Origin of the sequence: Algoriphagus sp., assembly GCF_013373065.1 — a bacterium.
Lineage (GTDB): Bacteria > Bacteroidota > Bacteroidia > Cytophagales > Cyclobacteriaceae > Algoriphagus.
In genome coordinates this window covers 251,544-267,846 of record NZ_JABXIN010000013.1, presented here as the reverse complement: position 1 = coordinate 267,846, position 16,303 = coordinate 251,544, and the positions used below count along the sequence as shown (strand labels likewise).

18 protein-coding genes are annotated in these 16,303 nt (G+C 40.5%); 12 read left to right on the top strand and 6 right to left on the bottom strand.

The features are described from left to right. A complete protein-coding gene (locus HWE15_RS10170; RefSeq protein ID WP_290507418.1) occupies window positions 1-807 on the top strand; it encodes an ion transporter in 807 nt (268 codons plus the stop codon). 18 nt (window positions 808-825) lie between these two features. On the opposite strand, the gene HWE15_RS10165 is transcribed toward HWE15_RS10170, so the two are convergent. The 4 genes from HWE15_RS10165 to HWE15_RS10150 all read right to left on the bottom strand — a co-directional run bounded on the left by HWE15_RS10165 (window position 826) and on the right by HWE15_RS10150 (window position 2,872). After that, window positions 826-1,458: a protein-tyrosine-phosphatase gene (locus HWE15_RS10165; RefSeq protein ID WP_290507417.1), complete on the bottom strand. Its 633-nt coding sequence runs from the start codon at window positions 1,456-1,458 to the stop codon at window positions 826-828. A gap of 9 nt (window positions 1,459-1,467) precedes the next feature. After that, window positions 1,468-1,938 carry a DUF6428 family protein gene (locus tag HWE15_RS10160; RefSeq protein ID WP_290507416.1) on the bottom strand — a complete coding sequence of 157 codons (471 nt, stop codon included), beginning with the start codon at window positions 1,936-1,938 and terminating at the stop codon, window positions 1,468-1,470. 38 nt (window positions 1,939-1,976) lie between these two features. Then, on the bottom strand, window positions 1,977-2,312 hold the full coding sequence (locus HWE15_RS10155) for a helix-turn-helix transcriptional regulator (protein WP_290507415.1): 336 nt from the start codon (window positions 2,310-2,312) through the stop codon (window positions 1,977-1,979). A 137-nt stretch (window positions 2,313-2,449) separates the two neighbouring features. Beyond that, window positions 2,450-2,872: a nucleoside-diphosphate kinase gene (locus HWE15_RS10150; protein WP_290507414.1), complete on the bottom strand. Its 423-nt coding sequence runs from the start codon at window positions 2,870-2,872 to the stop codon at window positions 2,450-2,452. Window positions 2,873-3,059: 187 nt separating this feature from the next. Between HWE15_RS10150 and HWE15_RS10145 the strand changes: the two genes are divergently transcribed. From HWE15_RS10145 to HWE15_RS10130, 4 genes are all read left to right on the top strand, one after another. Continuing rightward, complete coding sequence (locus HWE15_RS10145) at window positions 3,060-4,094, top strand: bifunctional oligoribonuclease/PAP phosphatase NrnA (RefSeq protein WP_290507413.1); 1,035 nt, start codon at window positions 3,060-3,062, stop codon at window positions 4,092-4,094. A gap of 30 nt (window positions 4,095-4,124) precedes the next feature. Next, on the top strand, window positions 4,125-5,051 hold the full coding sequence (locus HWE15_RS10140; RefSeq protein ID WP_290507412.1) for an FKBP-type peptidyl-prolyl cis-trans isomerase: 927 nt from the start codon (window positions 4,125-4,127) through the stop codon (window positions 5,049-5,051). Window positions 5,052-5,161: 110 nt separating this feature from the next. After that, on the top strand, window positions 5,162-5,716 hold the full coding sequence (locus tag HWE15_RS10135; protein ID WP_290507411.1) for an FKBP-type peptidyl-prolyl cis-trans isomerase: 555 nt from the start codon (window positions 5,162-5,164) through the stop codon (window positions 5,714-5,716). After that, a complete protein-coding gene (locus HWE15_RS10130) occupies window positions 5,713-6,270 on the top strand; it encodes an FKBP-type peptidyl-prolyl cis-trans isomerase (RefSeq protein WP_290507410.1) in 558 nt (185 codons plus the stop codon). Before HWE15_RS10135 ends, HWE15_RS10130 begins: the two co-directional genes overlap by 4 nt. A 25-nt stretch (window positions 6,271-6,295) precedes the next feature. Here the strand turns inward: HWE15_RS10130 and HWE15_RS10125 are convergent, their stop codons facing one another. Beyond that, window positions 6,296-6,895, bottom strand: coding sequence for an isoprenylcysteine carboxylmethyltransferase family protein (locus HWE15_RS10125; RefSeq protein WP_290507409.1), 600 nt, complete (start codon window positions 6,893-6,895; stop codon window positions 6,296-6,298). A gap of 33 nt (window positions 6,896-6,928) precedes the next feature. Between HWE15_RS10125 and HWE15_RS10120 the strand changes: the two genes are divergently transcribed. Beyond that, window positions 6,929-8,137, top strand: coding sequence for an NAD(P)-dependent oxidoreductase (locus HWE15_RS10120; RefSeq protein ID WP_290507408.1), 1,209 nt, complete (start codon window positions 6,929-6,931; stop codon window positions 8,135-8,137). After that, complete coding sequence (gene deoC, locus HWE15_RS10115) at window positions 8,130-8,795, top strand: deoxyribose-phosphate aldolase (protein ID WP_290507507.1); 666 nt, start codon at window positions 8,130-8,132, stop codon at window positions 8,793-8,795. The genes HWE15_RS10120 and deoC overlap by 8 nt, the downstream gene beginning before the upstream one ends. Here deoC and HWE15_RS10110 read toward each other — a convergent pair. Beyond that, window positions 8,792-9,901 (bottom strand): Na/Pi symporter, encoded by a 1,110-nt coding sequence (locus HWE15_RS10110; RefSeq protein ID WP_290507407.1) that lies wholly within the window; start codon window positions 9,899-9,901, stop codon window positions 8,792-8,794. The genes deoC and HWE15_RS10110 overlap by 4 nt on opposite strands. A 237-nt stretch (window positions 9,902-10,138) precedes the next feature. Between HWE15_RS10110 and HWE15_RS10105 the strand changes: the two genes are divergently transcribed. From HWE15_RS10105 to HWE15_RS10085, 5 genes are all read left to right on the top strand, one after another. Next, on the top strand, window positions 10,139-11,275 hold the full coding sequence (locus HWE15_RS10105) for a hypothetical protein (protein WP_290507406.1): 1,137 nt from the start codon (window positions 10,139-10,141) through the stop codon (window positions 11,273-11,275). After that, a complete protein-coding gene (locus tag HWE15_RS10100) occupies window positions 11,276-11,719 on the top strand; it encodes a nucleoside deaminase (RefSeq protein ID WP_290507405.1) in 444 nt (147 codons plus the stop codon). Between the two features lie 106 nt (window positions 11,720-11,825). Beyond that, window positions 11,826-12,428: a superoxide dismutase gene (locus HWE15_RS10095; RefSeq protein WP_290507404.1), complete on the top strand. Its 603-nt coding sequence runs from the start codon at window positions 11,826-11,828 to the stop codon at window positions 12,426-12,428. A 211-nt stretch (window positions 12,429-12,639) separates the two neighbouring features. Then, complete coding sequence (locus tag HWE15_RS10090) at window positions 12,640-15,072, top strand: outer membrane beta-barrel protein (protein WP_290507403.1); 2,433 nt, start codon at window positions 12,640-12,642, stop codon at window positions 15,070-15,072. Between the two features lie 187 nt (window positions 15,073-15,259). Next, on the top strand, window positions 15,260-16,207 hold the full coding sequence (locus HWE15_RS10085) for a hypothetical protein (protein ID WP_290507402.1): 948 nt from the start codon (window positions 15,260-15,262) through the stop codon (window positions 16,205-16,207). The last annotated feature ends 96 nt before the right edge of the window (window positions 16,208-16,303 follow it).

Below are 16,303 nucleotides of genomic sequence, written 5' to 3'. Positions count from 1 at the left end.
ATGAAATTGACCAAGAAGAGAATTGCCGAAATTGTCTTTGATCATAACGACTGGGCCGCACGGACTTTCGATGTCGTTTTATTGGTTTTGATTTTTGGGTCAGTGATCGTGGCTACTCTGGATTCGGTAGCAGAGCTCCGTTTGCGTTTTGGAACCACCTTCTACATTCTTGAATTAATTTTTACGGTTCTTTTTACCATTGAATATATCCTACGGGTTTGGCTGACCGGGAAAACGCTTCGCTATGTGACTAGCTTTTATGGGATAGTGGATTTGCTTGCTATTTTGCCCTTTTATTTAAGCTTTTTTGTGGCAGATGTCCAGCTTTTGACAGTAGTACGTGCACTGCGACTGCTCCGGGTCGTCCGAATTTTAAAACTAGGCAGATATTTATCAGAGGCTGATTTTATCAGCCAGTCTTTAAAGGCCAGTATGGCCAAAATTCAAATCTTTTTGTTTACAGTTTTAACCGTAGTTCTCATTATGGGAACCTTGATGTACCTAGTGGAAGGGCCTTCTTCTGGTTTTACTTCTATCCCACGCGGTATGTATTGGGCTATCGTGACCCTTACTACAGTAGGGTTTGGAGATATAACTCCAACCACACCTTTGGGTCAGTTTATCGCCTCCTTAATCATGCTGTTGGGTTATGCTATCATCGCCGTCCCTACTGGAATCGTAAGTTCAGAAATGGCCAAGCGTCGCAACCCTCATGAACTCATCAACACCAAAACATGTCACTCTTGCGGTGCAGAAGGGCTAGGGATAGACGATAAGTTTTGCAAGAAATGTGGCGGAGAACTGTAGTTTTTCACAGCTAAAAAATCATCCCCACTTCCCCACTTCAGCAAAAACATAAAACATTTCAGAGGCAATCTGCATGGATCGCTCATCATATTTCAAATCCTCTAAATCGGTACCATCAAATTCCTTTGGATCTGCATAATGCAATGGAATTCGGGATTTTGTTCCGGGAATAAATGGGCAATTTTCTTCGGCATGGTCACAGGTCATCACTGCTGCAAATTCCGGAACCAGATTTACCGGGTCATCGAAAAGTTTGGAAAAGCAAAGAACGGGAGGACGATTTTCTGAATAGTGGACAGAATAAATCGGATTTACGCTGCCCTCTAAAGAAATTTTAAATCCGCTTTTTTCCAAAGACTTCACGGTCCGTTCATTGCAGGCAGTTACTTCCATGCCTCCTGAAAAGCATTTTACAGGAATTCCAAAAAAATCTCCAGCAGTCTGAGCCCAAACTTGACTAAACTGACTTCTTCGGGAATTATGGGTACAGATAAAATTAAGATTACAGGCTTTGCTTTCCTGAACACAACTTTGAATGAAATTAATCAAGGGCTGAAGTACCTCCTTCCGATCTTCAGAAATGGGTAAATGTCTAGCTTTTTCTACTGTTTGGGCTAGCTCAGGAAATAAAATTAAGGGTTTAGAATCCATCTTCAATTTTTAGCAGCAACCTGATCCCGGCAAGCATTCACTAGGCTGAGATTGTAAAGTAGAGAGTCGAATCTTAGGCTTTTTGGTCGGAATCCCACACTGATCTTTAGCCAAGCAATCTGTAAAGGTGCTCGTTAAGAAAAATCCTCCTGCTTTGAATTCCAAACCATATTTTCCGATTGTCTCGCCTTGATATTCGACTTCGATTTCCAAATCTTCCAATTGCAACTGTTTTTCGGATAATTCAACAATTGAGAGAAGTTTTTGAGGCTTCAATCGATGATCATAATCATCAGCAGTATAGATTTGAAAGTTGATCTTTTCCTCTTTTCGAACGGTTCCTCCACAATCTATAAAATGCCTGGAAATCTTTCCCACCTCTGTAATATGGAAGTGATCAGGAATTTGAGCACCATTCGGGAGATAAAAATGAAGTTGGTTTGCTTGCGTTAGGGCTGCTTTAAATTCTTTGAGTTTCATATGGTGCTGATATGGTTTTTTGAGTAAATCAATCTGAATCAACAGCAATCGTCAATGGATGGCGGAGTAAAACTGTCGAAGAGATGGTCGAATTGTTTTTTAATTTCTGAAAGCCTCGAGGGGTTTATGCAATAGGATACTTTAACACCATCTATGGTCCCTTGAATGAGTCCAATAGATTTCAATTCCCTCAAATGCTGACTAATGGTCGCCTGAGCCAATCCGATTTCTTGTACCAAGTCTCCGTTGATACAGGCATTGGCTTTGATCAGGTATTGTAGGATGGCGATTCTTGCAGGGTGTGCTAAAACCCTAGCAATTCTAGCCAGCTCATTTTGCTCATCCGAAAACAAATGTGATTGGGTAGCTCCCATGGAATTTCTATTTCATCGTAATATTACGATAATAAATTAAGATAACAGGAAGTCCTTTAAAAATTTATAGATAAACCAAATAAAAAAGCCCAAGAGAATATCTTGGGCTTCTTGTTCAATATCGGAATCAAAGGGAATTATAACACTCTTTCCAATTGAGAAAAGTAGAAGTTTCCTTCGATGGCTGCATTTTCATCAGAGTCAGAACCGTGAACGGCATTTGCTTCGATAGACTTCGCAAAAATCTTTCGGATGGTTCCTTCTGCTGCTTGCTCAGGATTGGTAGCACCGATTAATTTTCTGAAATCTTCAACAGCATTATCTTTTTCAAGAATGGCTGCAATGATGGGACCAGAGGACATATAAGCACAAAGGTCTTTGTAAAAAGGACGCTCCTTGTGAACTTCATAGAATTTGCCTGCCAATTCTGGAGTCAATCGGGTAGCTTTCATTGCCACGATTTTAAAGCCTGCTTCTTCGATCATTTTCAAGATAGCTCCTGAGTTGCCTGCTTCAAAAGCATCTGGCTTGATCATGGTGAATGTTCTGTTTCCTGCCATGTTTATTTGAGTTTACATTGGTTTAATTCGGCCGCAAAAATAGCAGAAAAGGGTAGAGAATCCGAACCCCCTTGAATATTTCTGTGATATACCACTCATTTTCAATAAGCTGAGCACTTTGGCATTTGCGAAAAAAATCCTGACCTTTGCGCACTACTAGTGCCTTTGTGCCGTAGAGAATTAGATAATGGAAGCATTAGCCTCGTTTAAAAAAGAAATCTCCTCCCCCAAAAATATATTCATAACCACCCATGTGAAACCCGATGCGGATGCTTTGGGATCTTCCCTGGGAATGGCCAATTACCTGAAAAAGAAAGGTCACCAAGTGACCGTGGTAACCCCTACAGACTATCCCTCTTTTCTTCATTGGATGGAAGGGAATGATTTGGTACTAGACTTTAGCAAGGAAGATGACCAAAAACTAGCCAAGGAGGCCTTAAAGAAAGCCGATATGGTGATTTGTCTGGACTTTTCGGTTTTGAATCGGGTCAATGAATTGGGAGAACTCATCCGGAATTCGGATGCATATATTGTGAATATCGACCATCATCAGGATCCGGAGGATTTTGCTGATTTCCGCTATTGGAGTACGCAAGCAGCAGCCACCTGTGAGTTGGTCTATGAACTTATCGTGAAGCTTGGAGATCGGGATTTGATCGACAAGGACATCGCCGAGTGCCTATATGCCGGAATTCTTACAGATACCGGAGGATTTCGACACCCTAACACTACGAAAAATGTCCATTTGGTAGTGGCCGAATTGATTGACTTGGGTGCTAATGTTTCACAAATTTCCAACTGGATTTACGACTCTAATTCCATAAACCGACTCAAGTTTATTGGCTTTGCTATTACAAGAAGGCTGATCATCCGTGAAGATCTGCACACGGCTTATTTTGTGATTAGCAAAAAAGATCTTAAAAAATATCAAAGCCGTACCGGAGATACGGAAGGCTTGGTGAATTATGCACTATCTTTGGACGGAATTAAATTGGCAGCTTTGTTTTCGGAGCGGGAAGATGGCATCAAGATTTCTTTCAGATCTTCCGTTGAGGTAGCGGTCAATAAATTTGCCGCAGATTACTTCAATGGAGGAGGCCACAAAAATGCAGCTGGAGGAAAGTCGGAGCAGAGCCTCAAAGACACCATCGAACGCTTTGAAAAACTCGTGGAAGAACATCAAGAAGAACTTTTTCACGAAAATCAGGTGTCTGCCAATTGATCTCAAAAATTAGAAACCTTACACTATAATATGAAAAATACCTTTCGCCTTAAGGCATTGCTTGCTTTGACCCTAGGAATAAGCATGCTTTCTTCCTGTCAAAAAACCAAAGTCACCCAAAAAGACGGGATTGAGTACACCTATATCAACGAAGGGTCTGAAAAGGCCGCCAATGGAGAAATTTATCTCTACCATCTGGAAATCAAAAACGCAGATGATTCTGTGATCTATTCAACCTTGGAGCAACCTGTTCCGGGATATTTGATGGCGAATGATTCGCTAGAAGTTAGCAATGGAATGGACGAAATCTTCATGGCATTGCGAAAAGGAGATAGTATTACCTTCAGCTCTACAGTACAAACGATCTTCGGACCCAACTTCCCTCCTTTCTTGAGTGCTGAAGATCAACTTCAGTGTAATTTGGGAGTCTTTGACATCATTTCTCAAGATTCATTGAGCATGTTTTTCATGGAAGCATCTCGCATCGAAAACGAAAAGCGTGCAGAGCGTGCAAAAGTCTTAATGGTTGAGGATGGCCAAAAAATCGAAGAGTATGCACAGGCTAACGGCTTGGACGTTCAAAAAACTGAAAACGGGCTTTACTATGTGATCGAACGGGAAGGTAACGGACCAGAAACCACTCCTGGAACTACTATGTATGTGGATTATGCGGGCTACTTGTTGGACGGAACTATTTTTGATACTTCTATCGAATCTTTAGCTCAAGAAAAAGGCATCTACAACGCGGGCAGACCTTATGAACCACTTCCAGTAAATGTAGGAATGGGCCAGGTTATCCCAGGTTGGGATGAAGGATTAATGCTATTGAAGAAAGGTTCAAAAGCCAAATTCCTTATTCCTTCTCCTTTGGGCTATGGTGAAAATGGAGCTGGAAGCCTAATTGGCCCTAACTCTATTTTGATCTTTGACGTTGAAGTACAAGACGTTCAAAAATAATCTGAATAGTATTTACCTATGAAATCGAGCAGGTCGAAATCCGACATAAAGAAGGGTATCTACCCTCATGCGAGATTCCATGTGGCAATTAAAGATCAAATTATATTCACATGAAAAAGCATCTTTTTGTTTCATTCCTTGCGCTGATTTTAATTGGAACCTCTTTGAGTTCCTGTGTTGATACTGAATCGACGGTTGAAACCATCCTGGAGAGAGATAAAAAAGCGATCGAAGAATACTTAGCTGCAAATCCCATTACGGGACCCAAGGATTTTGTCGATGACATAACAGGGTTTCGAGTGATTTGGCAAGAGTTATCAAACAGCGGACAATTGCCAGCTCCAGGAGATACCGTCCGGGTGAATTATACAGGCAAATTGCTTAGCGAACGGGTTTTCGATACTTCTATCGAATCTGTTGCTCGAGCGAATAATATCTTTTCGGAAAACAGAAACTACATTCCTATCCGATTCATCTTGGGAAGGGGTCAGTTAATTGAAGGGTTTGAAGCAGCGATCGCCATTATGGAAGCAGGTGATAAAGCAACCGTAATTATGCCTTCCTTGTATGGCTACGGAAATGCTACCCAAGCAAATATTCCTGCCAATTCTCCATTGATTTTCGAATTGCATCTTATTGATATCAAAAAAGGACCACAACAATGATAAAAAATTTAAGGATTCCTGCCTTTGCTATTTTTGCTGTGTTTCTAATGATGGCTTGTGAACCTAACAATCCATTCATTGCAGGTCCAACCTATGACGTAGAAGGAAATTTGGCCATTGATCGAGAAAAGATTGATGCCTATTTGGATACAGCTCGCATTGATAGCCTCTATCGAATCCACGATCCTTCAGGAGTAGTTGTGATTGTACAAGAAGAAGGAGAAGGTTCTCGTCCAACTGGAGGAAACGTGGTTTATTCTGATTATGTCGGTTCCTTGATTACAGACGGGTCTGTCTTTGACACGACTATCGAACAAATAGCTATCGACAATGATATCTGGGTAGAAAACCGCGTTTATACCATTTTCAGTTTCGTTGTAGGCTCTGGCAATGTCATCACAGGTTGGGATATTGGTTTTAGAAGATTAAGACCTGGTTCTAAAGCTATTATGATTATTCCTTCGCCTTACGCCTATCGAAACCAAACCAGTAATGCAAGAATCCCTGCGAATTCAGTTCTGCGGTTTGATATTGATTTCTACGGACTCGATTAAGAAGAAACTACTAAAAAAAGCCACTTCAATTACTTGGAGTGGCTTTTTTTAGTTTAGGGAAAATTGCTGGAACTGCTTTTTGATAATTTTTATAATCTTCACCGAATTGGGCTATCAAATTTTTCTCCTCAAAATAAATCCCAATCGGTAAATAAAGGATCAAGCAGCCGAGGTGTACCAAGGCGGTGTAGGTTCCAGACACTAAGAAATAACCTATAAAGATCAACAGAAGACCCGCATATAAGGGATGTCGAATTCGCTTATACCATCCAGAAACTATCAATTGTTCTCTTTCTGATCCTTGCTCCGGCACCCATCCAAAAAACTTACCCATCGACCAAGCCTTGGAACTCTGCACCATAATGATGGTGCCAAATGTGGCGAACATATACCCGAAATATTCAACCAATCCTTGGGGAACAAAAAGTTGGCGAGGAGGGATTTTGAAAGTAAAGAACAGTAAAATCAAGAATAAACCCAGCGAAAACAAGGAGTAGAAAAGGCGGTACCATTTGTAAGCTTTCCCGAGCTTTTCCTTGAGAATTCTTTTTAACTTGCCAGTGGCGAGGGTGCTATGCAAGGCATAGAATATCCCCCACAAAAGAATCAAATAGAGGTAATTCATTTTTAAATTTAGCCGGTAAAGGAATTAAGCTGTATGAAAATCGGAATTATCCGTGAGGGAAAAAATCCCCCCGACAAAAGAGCTCCCTTTTCTCCAGAACAATTGCGGATTCTTGGTGAAAAATATGAAGGGAAACTTCAATTTTATGTAGAATCAAGCCCTATTCGTGGATTTTCGGATGAGGAATATAACCAAGCAGGTGTTGAGGTCCTGGAGGACATTTCAGGCTGTGATGTACTATTTGGGGTAAAAGAAGTTCCGATTGATCAATTAATCCCCAATAAAACCTATTTCTTTTTTTCACATACTATCAAGAAGCAACCTTACAATCGAAAATTGCTTCAGGCAGTTTTGGAAAAAAATATCCGCTTGATCGATTATGAAGTGCTCACGGATGAAACAGGAAATCGGGTTGTCGCCTTTGGAAGATGGGCTGGAGTCGTAGGTGCCTACAATGCCTTTTGGACTTATGGGCAAAAGACAGATCTTTTTAATATCAAGCGAGCGCATGAGTGTTTTGACTTGAAGGAGTTAAAGGCAGAACTCCAAAAAATCCAACTTCCCCCCGTCCGAATCATTCTCACAGGAACGGGGCGTGTGGGAAAAGGAGCAAAAGAGATTCTAGATAGCATGGAGATTCGGGAAGTAAGCCCGGAAGAATTCCTCAATCAGTATTTCGAGGAACCCGTTTATGTTCAACTGGACGTAGGAGACTACAACCGAAGAAAAACAGATGGTGGATTTGATAAAGCCGAGTTTTACGAAAACCCCTCCCTTTACGAAAGTCACTTCTCCAAATTTGCCGAATTGGGGGAAATTTTGATCGGGGCGGTTTATTGGGATCCCAGAGCTCCGCAACTTTTCCAACTTCAGGAGATTTCCTCACCTGATTTTTCCATTTCAGTCATCGCTGATATCACTTGCGATATCAACGGATATATTCCGACCACTCTTCGCCCCTCTACCATCGCTTCGCCTGTCTTTGATGTGGATCGAGATAGTACCCAGGAAATCCCTGCTTTCGGCAAGCAAAACAGTATTTCCATGATGGCGATTGACAATCTTCCCTGCGAATTGCCTCGTGAGGCCACGCAAGATTTTGGAAGTCAACTTTCCGAATGGATTATTCCCGCATTGTTGGAAGAAAATTCGGCAATTTTGGAGCGAGCCACTATTGCAAGAGATGGGGATCTTACCTTGGAATACATGTACTTAATCGATTATGTAAATGGGGATGAATAATTTCAATCGCTTTTTGGAATCTACTCTGCTTAAGCCAACCATGACGCAGGAAGAAGTAGACGTACTTATCCAAGATGCAATCGAATACCAATTTGTTGGAGTATGCGTTCCTCCATTTTGGGTCAAGAAAGTAAGTCGAGATCTAGAAAATCAGGATATCCAGACTGTAACGGTCATTGGTTTTCCCTTCGGATTTGAAGACACTGCCAGTAAGGTTGCTCAAACCCATGAAGCCATTAAAAATGGTGCCGACGAATTGGATTTGGTTTGGTCTCAGACGGCGTATCATTCCGGTATGTCTTGGCCCAAAATCGAAATCGCCCAAATCGCCAAGACCTGTCATGAGGAAGACAGAATCCTAAAAGTAATCATCGAAACAGCTTACCTAAATGAGTCCCAAATCAAGGAAGCTTGTCTGATCTGCCAGGATGCGGGTGCAGATTTTGTAAAAACTTCTACTGGCTATGCACCTTCAGGAGCAAAAGTTGAAGATATTCAATTGATGCGGGCAACCCTTTCTTCCAATACCGGAATCAAAGCGAGTGGCGGAATCAAAACCCTGGATTTTGCGCTGGAATTAATCCAAGCAGGAGCTGACCGAATCGGAACGAGCAGTGCAAAAGCACTTTATGAGGCTTGGAAAGCTTCTAATCCTTAATCCGTACTCAAGTAAATCAAAAGGAAAGGAATGACGAAAAACGTCAACAAAAGGTAGGCAAAACCCCATGCTCTAGATTTTGCTGATTTTTTACCCATGTAATCCGCGAGGGACAATGGAATTTCTCGCAATCTAGGAACCCCTAAAATGATCAAAGCACCGAAGGTGTTGAACAAAAAGTGAACTATGGCCAAGGCAATTGCCGCTTCACTTTTATAAAAAGCCGCAATTCCTGCGGTAATGGTGGTTCCAATATTTGCCCCTACAATGAAAGGGAACACTTTTCTCAAACTCACCTTCTTAGTCGCAACCAAAGGCACAATCAGAGAAGTCGTTACTGTACTGGATTGAACAGCTGCAGTTAAGAAAGTGCCATACAGAAACGCTAAATTTGAATTTTTGAAAACCACATTGTTAATATCCTGAAAACTATCCTTTACGAAAGTTCGGTAAACAGATGTTGCCAATAACTTGATGGCTCCAAAAACCAAAAAGACGGCAAGGATAGTAGTCAAAAATGGAATATCGATAAGATCAACTAGCCATTGGGTCAAAGGACGTGTGAATAAGGTATGGTAAACCATGGGTCCTGTAAATTCTGTACTCGGGGCAAACCAGTGAGCAAAGTAAATCGCCATTTTCGTCAAGGGCTTGAAGTACAGCTCCAAGGGCAGCAGAATGATTACTGTGAAAATATTGAAGATGTCATGAATTATGCCCGCCGATAATGCCCGCTTGAACTGTTTCTTTTTCATGATATAAGAAAAAGAAACCAAAGTACTGGTTAGCGTTGTCCCAATATTGGCGCCCATAACCAAAGGAACTGCTTGTTCAAGTGTCATATTCCCTGCAGCAACTACTGCTACCACACTGGACGTAACCGTAGAGCTGCTTTGAAGCAGCGCGGTCATTAATAAGCCAATGAATAAACTAATGAAAGGATTTTGGGTAGCTGAAAAAAGATCCTTTGCAACGCCACTATTCAAATCACCCATGGCCAAGGTGAGCAAATCAATAGCAAAAATGAATATAAGCAGCGCAATCAGCCCGATTACATAGCTCTTCCATTTTCGATCTTTTATTGGCTCTATTTCCAAGTTTTCCATGGATTTATATAAGTGATAGCTTTCTTTGAAAAGGATGAACTTGTAAGAAAGGCAAATAAGAACGTCTTATAAGACACCAAATTTCATTTGATTAAGTAGCAAAATTTGAATTTTTTTTTGGGTATCCAATGAGTAAAAATCGATAATTAGGAGGAAAAATTTTGACTTAACAATTTCTTAACACAATGAGCTAAAATAACTTACTTAATTTTGCTCCATATCCCACCCCTAGAAACCATGGCCAAGAAAAAAGTCATTGACCAAAACATTAATCAGGAAAACCTTTCCAAGACTGCCTATTCCTTATTCGATTTCACCAAGAAGGAGAAAACTTTTTTAATCGTAATCTGTATTTTAATTTCAATTGCCGCCATCATAGCTCCTTATACTTATCCAGCTATGTGGTTTGGATTTTTCTTAGCCGCTTATTCTGCAATAGGTAATGATAGTATTCAGACCATAGGTACCTTCATAGCCTCCAATCAACACCGAAAATGGTATTGGCTTTGGATTTTCATGGGGATGATTTTTGTGGCGACAGTTACCTACAGTTGGGTAGTTTACAATGGTGATGTCAGTCATCAACGACTCGCAGTTCCAGGTTTAGAGAAAGCTCCAGAGAATTTTGTCTTCTTGCAATTAGCGGCACCAATTGTATTGTTGGTGATGACCCGGCTGAGAATGCCTGTCTCTACGACCTTCCTCCTACTGAATGTTTTTACCTATAAGGCAGGGACCATTGGAAGTGTGATGGTGAAGAGTTTCTTTGGATACATTCTGGCTTTTGTAGTCGCCATTATTGTTTGGTTTTTATTGGAGCGTTTTGTTCAGAATTACCTAAAAGGCAAAGCCAAACCCTATTGGACAGTCCTGCAATGGATTACTTCCGGGACACTTTGGTCAGTCTGGATTATGCAAGATGCTGCTAATATTGCGGTATTTCTTCCCCGGCAATTGGGAGTTTATGAATTCATCGCCTACACAGGATTTGTTTTCCTTGGACTTGGATTCCTTTTCTACATGAAAGGGGATAAAATTCAGGGCATTGTCAATGAAAAAACCAATGTTACAGATGTCAGAGCTGCAACCATTGTTGACTTCGTCTATGCCATCATTCTTTTCTACTTCAAAATGTATAATAATGTACCAATGAGTACCACTTGGGTCTTTATTGGATTACTTGGAGGTAGAGAACTTGCAATTGCAATTGGTAAACATGGCAAGGCGAAGAATAAACGTGCTTGGAGATTTAAAGCGCTAAAATTAGCAAGTAATGATTTGTACAAAGCAACCATTGGATTAGTTGTCTCCCTAATCTTGGCAATTGTAATCAATGAAGGTATTCGAAACGAAATTTTGGATTTCTTCAGATAAATGGAGCTTTATTCCGATGAATATTTCATGAACGAGGCCCTCAAACAGGCCCAAATCGCCTTTGAGGAAGGGGAAATTCCTGTTGGAGCAGTTATCGTTTCAAAAAACCGAATCATCGCCAAAGCATACAATCAAACTGAGAAATTACAGGATGTAACAGCCCACGCCGAGATGATTGCGATTACCGCTGCGGCAAATAGCCTAGGGGCCAAGTACCTGACAAATTGCCGGCTTTATGTGACATTGGAGCCCTGCACCATGTGTGGAGGAGCCTTGTTCTGGTCCCAAATCAGCGAAGTTTACTTTGGAGCCACGGATCCAAAAAGGGGTTTTAGACAGACCAATCCAAATATTCCCCACCCAAAGACTAAAATTACCGGGGGCTTATTGGAAAAGGAATGTGGAGATTTAATTCTCAAATTTTTTGATAAACTCCGGGAATAAGGAGTTTTTTCACGAAAAAGAACCTTTTGTTCCGGATTATGGTTTACAAACCAGATTATTTAATCACGGATTTTAATTGATGTTTAACTATAAATTTTAGAGAAAAATGGCTTTTGAACTACCATCCTTACCTTATGCATTTGATGCGCTAGAGCCGCATATTGATGCAAGAACCATGGAAATCCACTATGGAAAACACCACAATGGATACGTTACCAACTTGAATACTGCGGTAGCAGGTACTGACCTTGAAGGTAAATCTTTGGAGGAATTATTGACTGTAGCAGGTACACATACTGCTGTTCGTAACAACGGTGGAGGTCACTTCAACCATTCCTTGTTTTGGACGATCCTAAGTCCAAATGGTGGTGGTGAACCTACCGGTGCTTTGGCTGAAGCAATCAACACTAAATTTGGAACGTTTGCCGAGTTTAAAGATACTTTCAACAAAGCTGCAGCCACTCGCTTTGGTTCAGGCTGGGCTTGGTTGGTTGTAACGGAAAATGGACTAGCTGTATCTTCTACTCCTAATCAAGACAACCCATTGATGGATGTTGCTGAAATCAAAGGAACTCCTATCCTTGGATTGGACGTATGGGAGCACGCCTACTATTTAAATTACCAAAACAGAAGACCTGATTACATCTCTGCATTTTGGAATGTGGTGAATTGGGATGAAGTAGCAAAACGTTACCAGGCTGCTCTTTAAAAAATTAAAGAGAAACCAATAATTTTTAATATCCCCGGGCCCAATGTCCGGGGATTTTTTTTGTTCGGTTGAGTGGCAAAAATTGTTCGGTATCGTACACACTCTTTTCTGCTATTTGTATAAAAACAACTAAATAAAGCAACTGAAGCACTTTTTTGTCTTATGGCATTGCTTTTTCATAGAATGGTATTAAACAATTAAACCAACACTCATGAAAACTGCCAACTTGATTTTTCTTTCCTTCCTGCTTTACCTAATGGGGTTGAGCAGCTTAGCAGCAAAGGATATTAGCAAACTATCAGGTAAAGTCATCGACCAAGGTGGCGCACCTGTTCCTTTTGCGAATGTAGCACTTGTAAGCTCCAACGGAGGAGGCCTTGTAGATGGAGCTGTATCTGATGAAGAGGGTACATTCTTCATCGAATCCGTCAAATCAGCTAAGGTTCAGCTAGTCATTTCCTCCATTGGCTATGCAACTTATACTTCGGAGGCATTTGACTTGGTCCCAGGCTTGACGAAAGACTTTGGAACCATTACCATCAATGATGAAATGAGTGGATTGGATGAGGTTACCGTTCAATCTTCTCGTCCGGAAATCATCATCGAACCGGATAAAACTATTGTCAATGTAGAGGGAACGGTTATGGCAGAAGGGTCAAATACCTTGGATGTTATCGGTCGTTCACCAGGCGTCTATGTGGATCAAGATGGAAATATTATCCTGAATGGGCGGGGAGGCGTTACTGTGATGATTAATGATCGACCTACCTATATGAGCGCGACTGATTTAGCGAATTACCTCCGTTCCATGCCTGCAGAAAACATCAAAAGCATTGAGGTGATCAACAATCCCTCTGCCCGCTTTGATGCAGAAGGTGCAGCTGGTGTGATCAACATTGTATTAAAGAAAAACACGGTAGATGGTGTCTTTGGCAATATACAATTAGGTACTCAATACAACGGATTGAATGCTCCTATTGCTGGCGCAACTATCAATGTGAAAAAAGGAAAATGGTCTACGAATGCGAATTTGAACTACAATGAAAATGCAAATTACAATGACCTAGATATCATCCGAAACTTTGAGCTAGAGGAAGGGACTTCTAAGTTTACCCAAGACTCCAGAATCAAAACGCGCTTCCGTACTCCGAATTTTACCGGATCGGCAAACTATGAAATCAATCCCAATCATAACTTGGGGATCAATTTGCAAGCATCCAGGTCTACAGGAGGATCAAATAATACCTCCTTCACGGAGATTTCTATTCCAGGCGAATCTGAATTCAACTATTTGAACTCCCGAAATGACGACAACGGAACCAGAACCCGAATTTTCGGAAACCTTCACTATGATGGAAAATTAGATACTTTGGGAACAAAAATTTCAGCAGACCTGGACTATACCATCATGGATGCCAACTCTACTTCCATCCTATCCAATGAATATTGGACCGGCACCAATCAGAGCAACTTTACAACGGACAGAATTCAGACTTTGAATGATATGTATTACACCATTTTTACAGCAAAGGTCGATTTCACCAAGCCGCTGAAAAATGGAAAAGTATTAGAAACCGGATTGAAGGGAAGTTGGGTAAAATCAGATAATGATTTAGATCTAAGCCGATCCATTGAGGAAGGGCCATTTGAGCCAGATCCCAACTCCAATAGATTCATTTATAATGAAAACGTTTTGGCAGCTTATGCATCACTCAAAGGAGCTTTCAGTCCAAAAGTAAACTATCAATTTGGCTTAAGAGGAGAATACTCAGACATTTTGGGTAATTCGGTGACATTAGATCAGCAAAACAAACAGCAGTATTTCAACCTGTTTCCAAGCTTCTTTGTCCAGCATCAAGTGAGCGAAAAATATCAGATCATATATAATGTCAATAGACGAATTACTCGTCCGAATTATCGATTGTTGAATCCTTTTGTTTACTATATCGATCCATTGACTTCGGAGAGAGGAAATCCAAACCTACGTCCTCAGTACTCCAATAATATTGAGATGAACCATGTAATCAACGGAGCCTATCAATTTACCCTTGGATATTCAGAGACTGAAGACGCCTTTATGCAAGTATTCATTCAGGACCAAGAAGAGCGAACAACTACCACTTTCACAGATAATTTTGACAAGACCAGAAATGTGAATTTCCGAGGAATTGTTCCAGTAGATATCACAAAATGGTGGAACACCTCCAACATGGTTCAAGTGAATTACAACCAATACAAATCTCAGATTGGTGAAGATTTCTTGGATGTAGACCAAGTTTCCTTTATGGCTCGAACTCAGCACAACCTTCAGCTACCTAAAGGATTTAAACTTGAACTCGTTGGGATGTATGTTGGTCCTCAAATTTGGGGGCAAGGAACTATTGAAGGCTTTGCATGGATGGATGCCGGTGTGACCAAAACCCTGATGAAAGACCGATTGACTTTGGCAGTAAATGGAACCGATTTATTCCGAACTCAGGTCATCCGCGCCAATGTAGACTTCGCGGATATCAATACCGGATTCCGTCAATACCGAAGCAACCAAGGGGTACGATTTACACTCCGATGGAGATTTGCTCAAGGAGAAAGCTTCCGTGTACGATCCAGTACGGGTAGCTCAGAAGAAAGAAACCGCCTAGATTAAACTTAATACTTTGAAAATCAGCTCCCAATGAAAGCATTCATTGGGAGCGTTTTGACAATCAAACATGATGAAGAATCTGCTATTAATACCTATACTGCTTACATTATTTTCTTGCACGGACAAAATAAAGAACGAGGATACAGGTAACTCTTTAATGGATAAAAGCTATTTCAGACACCTGAGCTACTTGATCAATATTAAAAATAATGTGGCACAGGAGTCTTGGCCTGACTTTGGGAATAAAGATTTTTATCAACCAGTAGTTTATGGAACAAAAGAAAACACCTTTGTCCTTAACCCAAACGATCATATTCGAAAGATTACGGATCACGAGGAAATTCCTGCTTTCGACAAGGTATCAGTTATAAAGCTTTCAGAGGAGTTCACAGATACAACTAATTTTAGTTTTTCAGTAAGCTTTTCTTCAGATTCTACAGCTCTTCATTATAACAGCAATGTTTTGTATTGTCAAAGCTTTGAGTTGACGAAAAAATTCCTTCAAAATGATCTGGTTGATCTTGAAGATTGGTCTATTATGGTCATGCATGAGCTTTTTCACGGATATCAACGATCATTTCCTGAAGCTCATGAATATCGTAAAACATTCGATATTCCTGGAGGTCCTGACCAATTTCTAGGCTCCTACCACAATGATCTTGAATGGTATAGTGAAAGCGTTCGAAAAGAAAATGATTTGTTAAAGGCAATATGGATAGATGGAGCCGATTTAACTCAAAATCTTACAGCATATGATTCACTTCGAAACTTGAGGATTGATAAAATCAAAAAAGAGTACGGTGTTGACATTCGCGATGCCGAAGATTTTGAGATTACTATAGAAGGAAATGCAAGATACTTTGAATCACTTGTGAAAAGATATCTAGCCAAGAATGAGCCTAATGGAGAAGCCCTGCATAAATCCGACCAAGCACTAATTACCAATATGTTTGATGAATATGAAGTTTCAAAAGACAAAGCACTTTTCAACATATATAATAATAGATATTGGTACCCTATAGGTTATAATATTTCCATGATACTTGAAAAGTATGAAGTGGATTATAAAGATTCACTTTACCGGGAAGAACACAACATTCATTCTTTCTTAGAAGAATTAAAAAGCTCAAAACCATAAATAAAGGGTATTAAAACGGCCACCTATTTTGAGTATTATGGCCTACCGCCAGAAATTGGAACACAATAAGATGACATTTTCTATTGAACTCCAACT